Annotated in this window: 13 protein-coding genes; 2 read left to right on the forward strand and 11 right to left on the reverse strand. The window is 64.5% G+C overall.

Annotated elements, in window-relative coordinates; all coding sequences use genetic code 11:
- Positions 1-49: 49 nt before the first annotated feature.
- The 5 genes from AKN83_RS21455 to psrA form a co-directional block, all read right to left on the reverse strand.
- Positions 50-1,354, reverse strand: a complete 1,305-nt coding sequence (locus AKN83_RS21455; RefSeq protein ID WP_050399796.1) for an MFS transporter — start codon at positions 1,352-1,354, stop codon at positions 50-52.
- A gap of 428 nt (positions 1,355-1,782) precedes the next feature.
- Entirely contained in the window at positions 1,783-3,099 is a 1,317-nt protein-coding gene (locus AKN83_RS21460) for an MFS transporter (protein ID WP_050399797.1), read from the reverse strand.
- A gap of 95 nt (positions 3,100-3,194) precedes the next feature.
- Positions 3,195-4,643 (reverse strand): phosphonoacetaldehyde dehydrogenase, encoded by a 1,449-nt coding sequence (gene phnY, locus AKN83_RS21465; protein ID WP_050399798.1) that lies wholly within the window; start codon positions 4,641-4,643, stop codon positions 3,195-3,197.
- A 23-nt stretch (positions 4,644-4,666) separates the two neighbouring features.
- Positions 4,667-5,914 carry a phosphonoacetate hydrolase gene (gene phnA, locus AKN83_RS21470; RefSeq protein ID WP_206600807.1) on the reverse strand — a complete coding sequence of 416 codons (1,248 nt, stop codon included), beginning with the start codon at positions 5,912-5,914 and terminating at the stop codon, positions 4,667-4,669.
- Between the two features lie 25 nt (positions 5,915-5,939).
- Positions 5,940-7,070 carry an iron-containing alcohol dehydrogenase PsrA gene (gene psrA / locus AKN83_RS21475; protein WP_050399825.1) on the reverse strand — a complete coding sequence of 377 codons (1,131 nt, stop codon included), beginning with the start codon at positions 7,068-7,070 and terminating at the stop codon, positions 5,940-5,942.
- Positions 7,071-7,150: 80 nt separating this feature from the next.
- Here psrA and AKN83_RS21480 point away from each other — a divergent pair, with 80 nt between their 5' ends.
- Positions 7,151-8,059, forward strand: coding sequence for a LysR substrate-binding domain-containing protein (locus AKN83_RS21480; RefSeq protein WP_050399800.1), 909 nt, complete (start codon positions 7,151-7,153; stop codon positions 8,057-8,059).
- Here AKN83_RS21480 and AKN83_RS21485 read toward each other — a convergent pair.
- From AKN83_RS21485 to AKN83_RS21500, 4 genes are read right to left on the reverse strand one after another with little or no spacing between them, the layout of a single operon-like run.
- A complete protein-coding gene (locus tag AKN83_RS21485; RefSeq protein ID WP_050399801.1) occupies positions 8,028-9,194 on the reverse strand; it encodes an MFS transporter in 1,167 nt (388 codons plus the stop codon). The genes AKN83_RS21480 and AKN83_RS21485 overlap by 32 nt on opposite strands.
- Complete coding sequence (gene arsC, locus AKN83_RS21490; protein ID WP_050399802.1) at positions 9,191-9,616, reverse strand: arsenate reductase (glutaredoxin); 426 nt, start codon at positions 9,614-9,616, stop codon at positions 9,191-9,193. Before arsC ends, AKN83_RS21485 begins: the two co-directional genes overlap by 4 nt.
- A complete protein-coding gene (locus AKN83_RS21495; protein ID WP_050399826.1) occupies positions 9,613-10,299 on the reverse strand; it encodes an aquaporin in 687 nt (228 codons plus the stop codon). Before AKN83_RS21495 ends, arsC begins: the two co-directional genes overlap by 4 nt.
- Positions 10,299-10,655 carry an ArsR/SmtB family transcription factor gene (locus AKN83_RS21500; protein ID WP_050399803.1) on the reverse strand — a complete coding sequence of 119 codons (357 nt, stop codon included), beginning with the start codon at positions 10,653-10,655 and terminating at the stop codon, positions 10,299-10,301. The genes AKN83_RS21495 and AKN83_RS21500 overlap by 1 nt, the downstream gene beginning before the upstream one ends.
- Before the next feature lie 49 nt (positions 10,656-10,704).
- Here AKN83_RS21500 and AKN83_RS21505 point away from each other — a divergent pair, with 49 nt between their 5' ends.
- On the forward strand, positions 10,705-11,232 hold the full coding sequence (locus AKN83_RS21505) for a DUF6428 family protein (protein WP_050399804.1): 528 nt from the start codon (positions 10,705-10,707) through the stop codon (positions 11,230-11,232).
- A gap of 56 nt (positions 11,233-11,288) precedes the next feature.
- On the opposite strand, the gene AKN83_RS21510 is transcribed toward AKN83_RS21505, so the two are convergent.
- Positions 11,289-11,498: a hypothetical protein gene (locus AKN83_RS21510; RefSeq protein WP_050399827.1), complete on the reverse strand. Its 210-nt coding sequence runs from the start codon at positions 11,496-11,498 to the stop codon at positions 11,289-11,291.
- Between the two features lie 238 nt (positions 11,499-11,736).
- A complete protein-coding gene (locus AKN83_RS21515) occupies positions 11,737-12,057 on the reverse strand; it encodes a helix-turn-helix domain-containing protein (protein WP_050399805.1) in 321 nt (106 codons plus the stop codon).
- Positions 12,058-12,123 lie beyond the last annotated feature (66 nt).

Genomic DNA, 12,123 nt, shown 5'->3' on the forward strand with positions numbered 1-12,123 from the left:
AGGCCTCATCAACCGGCCGAACCCTGCGCAGGACTCGGCCGTCTTCGTTCTAGACCGGGAGCTTGCGGCTGTAGTCGATCAAGGTCGAGCAGATCAACAGAGCAATGCCTGCGGCGGCGAAATACATCAGGGCCAGGAAGTAGGAACCGGTGGCCTGCACGATGAAGCCGACAATCAGCGGCGTCGTGATGCCGGCGATGTTGCCGCCGAGATTCATGCAGCCGCCGAGGAAGCCGGACTTGCCGCGGCCCGCCAGCGCCGACGGGATCGCCCAGTACATGCCGCACCAGCGCAGGAAGAACAGCGTCGTCGACAGCAGCACCACGACGACAACCGCGTTGGTGACGTAGGCGACGAGGAAGATCGACACCGTCGCCATGATCGCCGCGATGCCGAACAGGGTGCGGAACACGGTGTTGGGCGCCCCGCCCCGCGCACGCCAGCCGTCGCCGATCCAGCCGCCGACCAGTTCGCCGACGAAGCCTGCGAAGAAGATGATGAAGGACGCGCCGCCGAGCGCCTTGATGTCGAAGCCATGCACCTTGAACAGATAGGTCGGCATCCAGGTCAGTAGACCATAGAAGGTTGTGTTGAAGAACATCCAGCCGAGGCACATACACCACACCGAGCGGAAGCGGAAATAGGCCATTCCGCTTGCGCCCGACGACGGCGGCGTCGCCGCGTCCTCGATCGCATGCGCCTCCTCGAGATAGCGCGCCTCGGCTTCATTGACCGAGGGATGCTCGCGCGGCATGTTGCGGATGTAGTACCAGGCCCACAGCCCGCACAGCATGGTTCCGACGCCGGCGACGACGAACGCCACCCGCCAGGAGCTGAACGCCGCCATCAGCCAGGCGATCACGATCGAGCCGAGCGCAGCCCCGAGCGGCGCGCCGCCGTCCAGCAGGGTGGCGCCGCGGCCACGTTCGGTCTGCGTCATCCAGATCGCGTTGAGCTTGCCGCCGGCCGGATAGATCGGCGCTTCCGACGCGCCGAGCCCGAGCCGGGTCATGAGCAGCAGCATCCAGCTGGTGGACAGCGCCGCCAGCGCCTGGAAGAAGCCCCAGAACAATGTCGCGAGCGCGATCACGATGCGCGGCTTGAAGCGGTCGGCGAGCATGCCGCCCGGCACCTGCATCAGCGCATAGGTCCAGAAGAACGAGCTCAGGATCAGGCCCTGCATCGCCGGATCGATGTCGAACTCCTTGGCGATGACCGGCATCGCCACCGACAGCGAGGCGCGATCGATGTAGTTGATCGAGATCAGGAACAGCATCAGCAGGAAGATCTTCCAGCGCACGCCGGAAGGCTTCGCCGCATCTGCCATTGCGATGGTGGACACCTGATCGCTCATTGCTCGCTCCTCTGCCGGCAGATTGTTGTTTGCCCGGTTCGCGCTGTGCGTATCGGGCGGGCGAGCGCCGAAGGGGCGCTCGCCCGTACTGGCGCGACCCTCGTCATCGAAGGTCATTGGCCTCTCCTGCCCCGCGAGAAGTCTGCTTCAAGGAGATTGGCGCGACAAGCACATTTTGCATTCTGCATGCAACTCTTCATAATATAATGATATCACGTGATATTTTACCATATCAGTCTGATTTTTGATCAACCTGTGGCGAGGAATTGGGCGCCAGCTCACCTGCCTGCGCCGGACGATTTCAGCGAATTGGCCCGGCGTTGCGGCGCACGCGACCGCGAACACGGCGTTATGTTCTTCAAAAAAGAGCAGTCCGCGCCTCCCGTGGAAGCGCGGACCTGTCGTGAGTCAGTGATGCGGATCGCCCGTCAGCGGCGGATGAAGGCGGCCACCACCGCGCTGGAGGTTGCGCAGACCGCGACGACGAGGAACACCAGCGACGTCTGGTTATGCTTGTCCATGAAGTGGCCGATGATCGGCTCGCCGAGACCTGCGAACAGGTAGGCGAAGGAATTCATTACCCCGGTCGCGGTCCCTGCCCGCTTGTGGCCGACCAGATCCGGGCACAGCGCCCAGAACGAGGATTGCGGACCGTAAGTGAAGAAGCCGCACAGGAACAGCACCGTCATGCCGAGATAGATCTCGGTGGTCGGGATCGCGTACATGCACAGCGCGGTGACCGCGGCGAGCACCATGTAGAGCACGATGGCGAGGTAGCGGCGCGAGCCGAACACCTTGTCCGACACCCAGCCGTTGCTGAACGCGCCGACCGCCATGCCGACCGGCAGCGCGATGCTGATCCAGCGCGGATCGATCACCGAGGTAGCGCCGGCATTGGCCCAGTTGCTGCCGAGGAAATGCACGGGGACCCACACCAAAAGGCCGTAGCGCGCCGCGTTCTGGAAGCCGATCGAGACGCCAGCGACCAGGAGGCGCCAGTTCGACAGCACCGCCTTGTAGCGCGCGAGCGAGCCCTCATTGGCGTCGACCGCGGCCTCCGTTGCCACAACGTCGTCGGCCTCGTCATGCGGCGAGGCAAAGCCCATGTCCTCGGGCTTCTCGCGCGCGATCAGATAGAACGCGATGCCGCCGAGCAGCAGCAGCACCACCGGAATGCGGAAGATCCAGCGCCAGTCGAGCTGGAAATAGCCGACCACCACCAGCGACGTGACGAACGACAGCACCGAGGCGAGACCGGCCGCGAAAGTGTAGAGCCCGTAGACCGTGCCGCGCTCGTGGCGCCCCCACCAGTTCGACAGCAGCCGGCTGCCGGGCGCCCATCCCATCGACTGGAAATAGCCGTTGATGCCCCAGAACGCGGTGAGGCTGACGATGCCGGTCGACAGGCTGGTGGCCCAGTTCATGATGAAGGAGAGGATCGCGCCGGCGCTCATCACGCGACGGCCGCCGAACTTGTCGCCGAGATTGCCGTTGATGGCCTGCCCGACCGCGTAGCACCAGAGCAGCGCCGCGCTGGCCCAGCCCAATGCCTCCTTGGTGACGCCGAATTCGGCCTGGATGCCGGGAATGGCGAAGCCGAAGGTTTGCCGCCCCGTATAGAAGAACAGATAGCAGAACATCGCCGCGAACAGCATCCGCCACTGCGCGCGGCGGAACGATGTCGCAAGCTCCGGATTCTGGACCCCGACCGAGCCGACGCTCGACGGACTGAACGTGATCGACATTGCAGCCTCCCCTGATGATTGTCTTGTTGTTCACCCACGGCCGCCGCGCCGTTCTTGTTGTGCGCGTGCGGCCTTGCTTCGGATCGACGCGCTTCCTAGACCGGCCAGGGCAGCGAATAGGTCTTGACGTTGGTGAAGCTCTTGATCGCCTCCTGCACGCCTTCCTTGTAGCCAAGGCCGGAGTCCTTGATTCCGCCGAACGGCGACATCTCGATCCGGTAGCCCGGCACTTCCCAGACGTTGACGGTGCCGACGTCGAGCTCGTTGACGAACCGCGTGATGTAGTCGAGCCGGTTGGTGCAGACGCCGGACGACAGCCCGAACGCGGTCGCATTCGAAATCCGAACCACGCTGTCGATGTCGTTGGGCACACGGACGATCGGGATCACCGGGCCAAAAGTCTCCTGCATCACCAGCTCGCTAGTGTAGGGAATCCGGTCGACCACCGTCGGCGGGTACAGCGCGCCCTTGCGGTCGTTGCCGTGCAGGAGCTCGGCGCCGTCGGTGACGGCCGCATTGACCCGGCGCTCGAATTCCTTCGCCGCGCCCTCGTGTATGACGGTGCCGACATCGACGGTCGGGTCCATCGGATCGCCGCACTTCAGGGTGCGTGCCTTCTTCAGCACCAGCGCGGCAAAATCGTCGGCGACCGCCTCGACGCAGAGAATGCGCTTCACCGCCGTGCAGCGCTGGCCGGAATTCTTGGTGGCGCCGGTGACGGCAAGCTCGGCCGCCTTCTCGAGGTCGGCGTCCTCCATCACGATCAAGGGATCGTTGCCGCCAAGCTCCAGCACCAAGCGCTTGTAGCCGGCTCTGTCGGCAATGTGCTTGCCGACCCTGACGGAGCCGGTGAAAGTGACGAGATCGGCGTCGGGATCGGTGATCATCGCATCCCCCATCGAGTGCGGATTGCCGGTCACCACCGACAGCATCTCGGGCGGCAGCCCCGCTTCATACAGCACGTCGGCGAGCGCCAGCGCGGTCAGCGGCGTCAGCTCGGTCGGCTTCAGCACCACGCGGTTGTTGGTCGCGATCGCCGGTGCGATCTTGTGGCTCACCATGTTGAGCGGATGGTTGAACGGCGTGATCGCCGAAATCGCTCCGAGCAGCGGCGTCCGCGTCGTGAAGATCTTGCGCGCCTTGCCTTGCGGGCTGATGTCGCAGGAGAAGGTCTCGCCGTCGTCCTTGATCGCGAGCTGCCCCGCGAACGAGTAGACGTCGTAGGCGCGGCCGGCTTCGTAGAGCGAGTCCTTCCAGCACAGGCCGGACTCGGCCGTGATCAGCCGAGCGAAATCCTCCTTGCGGCCGGCCAGGATCTCGGCGGTGCGCAGCAAGATGCGCTGGCGCTCGTACCGCGTCAGCTTCGGCTTGAATGCCGCCGCCTTGGCAAAGGCGCTGCGAACATGCTCCGGGCGTGCCGCCGGCACCGTGCCGACAACCTTGTTGGTGTAGGGATTGAAGACCTCGACATGCTCGTCGGTGTCGATGAGGCTGCCTGCGATCCGCATCTGCTCGTGGCGAACGGCCGGGATCTGGATGTTCATGATGGTGTCCTCAAGTCCGGATGTCACTGGATGCGGTTGAGCGCGACGTCGAAGGCGTCGAAATTGCGCAAGGCGTGACCGGCCGGCAGCGCGATCCTGCGGTTGACGATCAGCGGCACCCGCTCCTCGGTCAGCCCGCCGTGCGAGCGCAGTGGCTCGGTCAGGCCGGACAGATCGTGGCGGGCTTCGCTGGTGCCGAGCACCTTGTGCCTGGTCGAGATCACGACGATGTCGCCGATACGGTCCGGCGGCAGCTCGAACCGGGCGCAGGCGTCGTTGCGCTTCAACGCCACCTCGATGCCCTTGATGTCGCGCAGCCGCATCAGCAGCGCGTCGACGTCGGCCCCGTCGGGCGTGTAGATCGTCGCGAACGAGCCGAGCGAGCCGTGATGGGCGACGTAGGGATCGGTGATCGGCAGGATCACCCTTGCGGCGCCCTTCCCCGTCCAGTCGTCCATGACGTCCTGGAGGTAGATCACGTCGGGCTTGCCGTCGGGCAGGAACTTGTCGTTCATGCCGTGGTCGGCGGTCGCGACGATGTTGCAGCCGAGTGCATCGAGCTTGGCAAGATAGCCGTCGATCATCGCGTAGAAGTCGTTGGCGATCCTGGTGCCGAGCCCGACCTTGTGCTGGATGTAGTCGGTGGTCGACAGATACATCAAATCGGGACGATGTCGCTCGACCAGTTTGACGCCCGCCGCGAACACGAAGCGCGACAGATCGGCCGAATAGACCTCGGGCAGCGGTAGGCCGACGAAATCGAGCACGTTGTCGATGCCGTTATTGGCCAAGGTGGCTTGATCGGCCTTCTCCGATGAGAAGGCGATGGCGCGGCCGCTCGCATAGTCGAGCCCATAGGCGAGCAAGGTGCGCAGCTTGTCCTTGGCAGTGACCGCGGCGACCTTGTAGCCGGCGTCATGAACACCGGCCAGGATGGTCGGCGCGCGCAGGAATTTCGGATCGTTCATCATGACTTCGGCGTTGCTCGCCGTGTCATAGAAATAATTGCCGGCGATGCCGTGCACTGCAGGCGGCCGTCCGGTGATGATCGAGAGGTTGTTCGGATTGGTGAAGCTCGGAATCACGCTGGTGGCATGAACGTGCGCCCCTTCCTTCATGAAGCGTGCGAAGGTCGGCGCCACACCGGCCGCGATCGCCTGCTCGATGTAGCCGGGCTCTGAACCGTCGAGGCAGATCACGACCGTTGGTCGCGTCGGCGCGTCGTAGTGGCGCCCGTTGACGGTGATAATCTTTTTGTTGTCTTGCATAATGTGTCTCCTTGTCACCGCGCCGTCGTCACGCGCTCGCCGCGCTCGGCATCCGCAGCGTCTGCGATGCCTCGATCAGCCGTTCCTTGGACCCCAAGAAATTGCGGCCGCGCTCGCCCTCGAGCGAATCCGCGATCAGCGCGTGCCATTCGGCGCGCTCGATCCTGTAGGCCGCCGGATTGCAGGAGATGCCGAGCCGCGCCATGAAGTCCTCGAGATCGTCGGCGGCGCGCGCGAGATCCGTACCGAAGATTTGCCGGAGGCTGTCCTCGCAGAGCCCGCCGGCCCCGCGCACGCTGCGCAACACCATCGGCAGCGAGAACGAGCAGGCGATGCCGTGCTGCACCCCGTGCCGCAGGGTGATCGGATAGGACAGCGAATGCGCGATCGCGGTCTTGGTGTTGGAGAACGCCAGGCCAGCGAACAGCGCCGCCTGCGCCATGCGGCTGCGCAGTTCGAGATTGCCGAGATCATGGGCGAGCTTCGGCAGCACGTCGAGCACGCCGCGCGCCGCCGCCACCGCATGATTGGCCGACACCGGATTGTTGTTGACATTCCAGATGCTCTCCAGCGCATGCGACAGCGCATCGAGGCCGGTGCTGATGGTGAGGAGCTGCGGCTTGCCGAGCATCAGCCGCGGATCGATCACCGCATGGGTCGGATAGAGCGACGGCCGTGCCAGCGAGTATTTCTTGCCGTTGGCCTCGTCCCACACCGTGCCCCAGCACGTCACCTCGCTGCCGGTGCCCGCGGTGGTCGGCACCGCGATGATCGGGATCGCCGCGAGGCGCTCGGCGCCCTGCTGCGTCTCCAGATAGGTTTTAACGGTCGCGAAGTCGCCGCCGGCGGCAGCGAACACCTTTGCGGAATCGATCACCGAGCCGCCGCCGAGCGCGACGATCACCTCGGGCTGCCTGGCGAGCCCGATAAAGCGCGCAGTCTGTTCGGTAAGCAGGCGGTAGTCCGGATTGGGCGCGACGTCGCGGATCGTCAGCACGGATGGGCCCGCCGCGGCGCGCAACCGCCGCTCGAGCCCCTCGAAGACCGGCTCGCCATAGGTCACGAGCGCATAGGCGCGCTTGCCGATCAGCGCCGGCAGTCTGTCGAAGCTGTCGGCGCCGAATTCGATCCTCACCGGGTTGGAATAAGTCCAGTCCATCCACGCGTCCTCCATTTGGCGCGAAGGTACGGCGCCGGCTGCTATTGACAAATTCATTCTTCGGATGCGTTCTATTGATTATGCCAATAGTGTTCAGCCAGCTTCGCGCTTTCCATGCGGTGGCCGCCCATGGCGGCTTCACCGCGGCCTCGCGCGTGCTCAATGTCGGGCAGCCGACGCTGACCATCCAGGTCAAGGAGCTGGAGGAGACGTACGGCGTCGAGCTTTTGATCCGCAAGCCGCGGCACACCGAGCTCACCGAAGCCGGCAGCGCGCTGTTCGAGATCACGCGCGGCATCATGACGTTCTGCGACGAGGCGCACGAGTTGCTGGCCGCACACGGCAAGGCGACCAAAGGGCATCTAAGAGTTGCGACCGTCGGGCCGTTTCATGCCACCGAGATCATCGCCGCGTTCAAGCGCGATCACCCCGAGGTGCAGATCTCGACCCTGCTCGGCAATTCCGAACGCACCCTCCGCCACATCGTCAATTTTGAGGCCGACGTCGCGATCCTGGCGGAGGTGCCGGAAGACCCGCGCGTCACCATGATCCCCTACCGCACCCACCGCGTGATCGTGTTCGTCAACCGCGATCATCCCTGGTTCAAGCGGAAATCGGTCAAGCTGCGCGAGCTCGCCGACCAGCCCATCGTGCTGCGCGAACGCGGCTCGACCACGCGGCGCGCCTTCGAGGCGACGATGCAGGCCGAGGGCATCCGGATCGAGCCGGTGTTCGAGATCGAGAGCCGCGAGGGCGTGTGGAAGGCGGTCGAGCGCGGGCTCGGCATCAGCGTGGTCGCCGACTTCGAATTCGTGCCGCATCCGAACCTGCGCGCGCTCGAGATCAGCGACCGCACCATCAAGACGCAATACAGCATCGCCCATCACAGCGGCCGCGGTCACTCCCCGATCATCAAGGCCTTCATCGATACGGTTCGGCGGATGAAGGGGCGTGAGGTTACTGCGAAGGGGTCTTCGGTTCGGCCTTGAGAGCGAACAACGCCAGCAGCGCGGCAAGACTAAGCGCCGATGTGACTGCGAGCGTATAGCCGCCCAGCGGTGAGATCAGGAAGCCGAACACCAGCGGCGCAATCGCTTGCGACAGTCGCGACGGCGCACCGAGCAGCCCCAACCGGTAGCCGTAATCCTTCGGACCGAAGATCGCCAACGGCAACGTGCCGCGCGCAATGGTCAGGATCCCGTTTCCGGCACCGTGCAGCAGCGCGAAGATGCCGGCGAAGCTCCCGCCGAACAGGCCGATGACGCAGGCGCCCAAAGGGTGCGTGATGCAGGCCAGTCGCGCCGACCATAGCGGATGGAAGCGCTTCAGCAGGCTCGCTTCGACAATCCGTGCCGCCACCTGCGCCGGGCCGATCAATGCGCCTGCCGCGATCGCCTGAGTTTGCGTCGCGCCCAACGCCTCCAGAATTCGCGGCAAATGCACCGCCATCGCCGACGTGACGCTCCAGGCGGCCGCGAAAGCAAAGGCGAGCAGCAGCATCGCGCGGTCGATCGGAATATGCGGCTTTGGCGTGTCGGCCGCGATCCGATGCTCGCTCTTTAGCTTGGGGACCAGGAAGGCGTTGAGCGGCAGGCAAATCAGGATGTGCGTCGCCGCCCAGCCGAAGCAGGTCCAGCGCCAGCCGATGGTTGCGAGGCCCCACGCGGTGAGCGGCCAGCCGATCGTGCTGGCAAATCCGGCGATCAGGGTGATGCCGGTGATGGAGCGGCGGGCGGAATTGCCATAGATGCGGCCGAGCGCCGCGAAGGCCGCATCGTAGAGGCCAAGACCCATGCCGACGCCGAGCAACAACCAGCTTGCGGCCATCAGAAACGTACCCTGCGAGAGCCCAAGCAGGATCAGGCCGGACGCCAGGATCAGGTTGGACGCGCAGAGAACTTCGCGCCCGCCCATGCGGTCGATCTGGCGGCCGACGCGCGGGCCGAGCAGTCCTGAGATCACGAGCGCCATCGAGAACGCGGCGAACAGCCAGTTCGTCGATATGCCGAGGTCGCGCGCAATCGGGTCCGCGAGAATGGCGGGCAGATAGTAGCTCGACGCCCAGGCCAGGGTTTGCGTGGTACCGAGCGCGATGATCAGCAGATTATCTGCACGGCGGCTCATCCAGCGCGCGCACCCGGCGTTCTGGGCAATACCACTTCGCCGTCTTCCTTGACGAACCGGCCGATGTCGGCAACGGCGAGGAGATCGAGGACGGCCTCGGAAGGTCGGCACAGCTTTACGCCTTTCGGCGAGACGACGATCGGCCGATTGATCAGGATCGGATGCGCCATCATGAAATCGATCAATTCGTCGTCGCTCCGTATCGGATTGGCGAGATCGAGCGCGGCATAGGGCGTGCCTTTCTCGCGGAGCAGCGCGCGCGGTGTCATGCCCATCGCGGCGATCAGCGCGATCAGCTTGTCGCGCGAGGGAGGCGTCTTGAGATATTCGACGATCTCGGGCTCCTCCCCGCTCTGGCGGATCATGGCCAGGGTGTTGCGCGACGTCCCGCAATCGGGATTGTGGTAGATCGTGATCGTCATCGGACTGCTTCCTTGGTGGCTTCGGCGCCCCCTGCGAGCCAGGTCATGAATGCCGCCGCGACCACGGCCCCAAAAACCTCGGCGATGATGAACCCCGGCAGATCCTGCGCGCGGATTCCGGAAAACGTATCGGTGAACGATCGGGCGATCGCAACGGCCGGATTGGCGAACGACGTGGATGCGGTGAACCAGTATGCGGCCGTGATGTAAAGCCCGACCAGCCATGGAATTGCGGCCTCGCGAAACCGGAGGCCACCGATGATCGTTGCGACCAGTCCGAACGCCGCAATAAATTCCGCAAACCACTGCGGAAATCCTGTCCTTGCCTTGGCCGAGAACTCCAGGAGCGGCAGGCCGAACATGGCGTGCGCCACCATTGCACCGAGGATTCCCCCGAGCACCTGCGCCGCGATGTACTGCGCGGCATGCGGCGGGCGGAGTTCGCCCTTGAGCATGAAGACCAGCGTGACCGCCGGATTGAAATGCGCGCCGGATATTGGTCCAAGAATTGTGATCAGCACCACCAGAATGGCGCCGGTCGGAAGGGTGTTGCCGAGCAGCGCCAACGCCACGTCCTTGGTTAGCGTCTCAGCCATGATGCCGGAGCCGACGACGGTTGCGACCAGAAGCAAGGTGCCGAGGCCCTCGGCAACAAGGCGCCGTGGCAGGTCGAAAGCGCGCATCAGGCACGCGCCTTCTTGGCCGTCGAAGGCCGGCACTGAACATCGGCGAGCGCCGGCGCGCAGATTTCGGGGTGACCCGCGCAGCAATCCTTCATCAGGAAGGCGATGAGATCGCGCAGCCCAGTGAAATCCGCGGAGTAGATGATCGAACGCGCCTCGCGGCGCGGCACGATCATGCCGGCATGCTCGAGGTCCTTCAGATGGAACGATACGTTGGATGGCGACACTGCGACCGCCTCGGCTATCGCCCCTGCCGCCATGCCATCGGGACCGGCCTGCACCAGCAGCCGCACGATCCGCAGCCGCGTTTCCTGCGACAGCGCGGCGAAGGCGGTTCGGGCTTGACGCTCCTCCATCTTTCGACAATCCTACAATTCAATAATCATTGAAATTAGGATAGCAGCCATGACCACGCTTGCCAATACCCGATCGACCGTCGGCGCCCTGCTCGCGGTGGAAGAGCTCTCGTCCGCGACGCTGCTTTCCAGCCTCGAAGCGCACAAGGAGAAGCCGCTCATCTTCAGTTACGACGGCCGCGATGTCCGCCCCAGCTACCACGTGACGGAGGTCAAGACCGCCTCATTCAGAGGTCTCGATTGCGGCGCGAACCCCGAGAGCTGGAGCGAGACCTTCATTCAGCTCTGGGACATCGAGGAGGAAAACCGGGACCATATGCCGGCCGGCAAGTTTCTCGCGATCATTCGCACGGTCGACGAGGCCGTCGGTTTCGATCCGCAAGCCAAGCTGACCTTTGAAGTCAGCGATGGCGTCCGACCGATGCAAATCTATCGCGCGGAACGCATCGATACGGGCGACGCCGCGATCCGCGTCTATCTCTCGGCGCGCCCGTCGAGCTGCAAACCACGGGACCGATGGCTGCAGGAACAGCAATCGTGCTGCGCGCCGAAAGCCAAGCAGCCATGCTGCGGGTGATAGTGTATGAGCGCAGCCGGCAAATGCCCCGCCGGCCCGGAGGTTCCGGTCGCGCGCTATCCGCCCTCGTCGAGGCGAGCCAATGCTCCCTCGATGAGCTCGATCTCCTCGGAGAGGGTGTCACTCACGACCGACGGCCTGAAACCCGGAACGCTGTGGGTTCGAACATCGTCCAGCAATTGCTGGCGATGGTCTCGGAGCTGTTCAAGCGCTTGACGATTCTTCAGCGACACGTAGCCGGCAATGATCTGCTCGATGGCCTTCATGGGAAATCCATGCTTCGAAATAAAAAACTGCAATCCTTCGATTAAGACGGCCAAACCGCCTCGCTGGCAAGTCCCACAAGATTGGGCGGGAGGTTAGCGCTGCTCCCGCAAGACCACGCCGCGCGCTCAGACACACTCAGTGTCGTACCCTAGGGCGAAAGCCGGGACGATGGTTTCGAATGTGGCGCGTGAACCCGATCAACTGGCTGACACTGATGGCGGAGCACACCGCCTCCGCTCACGCCGCGGTCGGCTCGCTCGACAGCGCGGCGAACACCGTCTCCGGCGAATGGGCGATCACCGCGAGCAGCGCGCGGGCCGGTCCGCGCGGCGCACGCTTGCCCTGCTCCCAGTTGCGGATCGTCTCCACCGGCACGCCGAGCTTGGCGGCGAATTCGAGCTGGGTGAGCTGGGCGCGGCGGCGCAGATCGCGCACAGCCGGTTGCGCAGCCGAAGGCTGCACCGCCACCCCGGCCGGATGTGCGACCGCGAGCGGAATTTCCTGCCCGTCGCGCAATTCGACGATCCGTCCGTCCGCCTTGAGCCGCAACCGCTGCATGATGAGCCCCCGTGATGGCCCCTTTTGGAGATAGGAGCATCATCCGCCAACCGCGTTAAGGCGCGA

Source organism: Bradyrhizobium embrapense (genome assembly GCF_001189235.2).
GTDB classification, from domain to species: domain Bacteria; phylum Pseudomonadota; class Alphaproteobacteria; order Rhizobiales; family Xanthobacteraceae; genus Bradyrhizobium; species Bradyrhizobium embrapense.

What these genes read in the sequence shown, in the direction of transcription:
- AKN83_RS21500 (WP_050399803.1), bottom strand. Translation starts at nt 10,655, where the DNA reads ATGGAGGAGCGTCAAGCCCGAACCGCCTTCGCCGCGCTGTCGCAGGAA.
- AKN83_RS21485 (WP_050399801.1), bottom strand. Translation starts at nt 9,194, where the DNA reads ATGAGCCGCCGTGCAGATAATCTGCTGATCATCGCGCTCGGTACCACG.
- AKN83_RS21460 (WP_050399797.1), bottom strand. Translation starts at nt 3,099, where the DNA reads ATGTCGATCACGTTCAGTCCGTCGAGCGTCGGCTCGGTCGGGGTCCAG.
- AKN83_RS21495 (WP_050399826.1), bottom strand. Translation starts at nt 10,299, where the DNA reads ATGCGCGCTTTCGACCTGCCACGGCGCCTTGTTGCCGAGGGCCTCGGC.
- phnY (WP_050399798.1), bottom strand. Translation starts at nt 4,643, where the DNA reads ATGAACATCCAGATCCCGGCCGTTCGCCACGAGCAGATGCGGATCGCA.
- AKN83_RS21515 (WP_050399805.1), bottom strand. Translation starts at nt 12,057, where the DNA reads ATGCAGCGGTTGCGGCTCAAGGCGGACGGACGGATCGTCGAATTGCGC.
- psrA (WP_050399825.1), bottom strand. Translation starts at nt 7,070, where the DNA reads ATGGACTGGACTTATTCCAACCCGGTGAGGATCGAATTCGGCGCCGAC.
- arsC (WP_050399802.1), bottom strand. Translation starts at nt 9,616, where the DNA reads ATGACGATCACGATCTACCACAATCCCGATTGCGGGACGTCGCGCAAC.
- AKN83_RS21455 (WP_050399796.1), bottom strand. Translation starts at nt 1,354, where the DNA reads ATGAGCGATCAGGTGTCCACCATCGCAATGGCAGATGCGGCGAAGCCT.
- AKN83_RS21510 (WP_050399827.1), bottom strand. Translation starts at nt 11,498, where the DNA reads ATGAAGGCCATCGAGCAGATCATTGCCGGCTACGTGTCGCTGAAGAAT.
- AKN83_RS21505 (WP_050399804.1), top strand. Translation starts at nt 10,705, where the DNA reads ATGACCACGCTTGCCAATACCCGATCGACCGTCGGCGCCCTGCTCGCG.
- AKN83_RS21480 (WP_050399800.1), top strand. Translation starts at nt 7,151, where the DNA reads ATGCCAATAGTGTTCAGCCAGCTTCGCGCTTTCCATGCGGTGGCCGCC.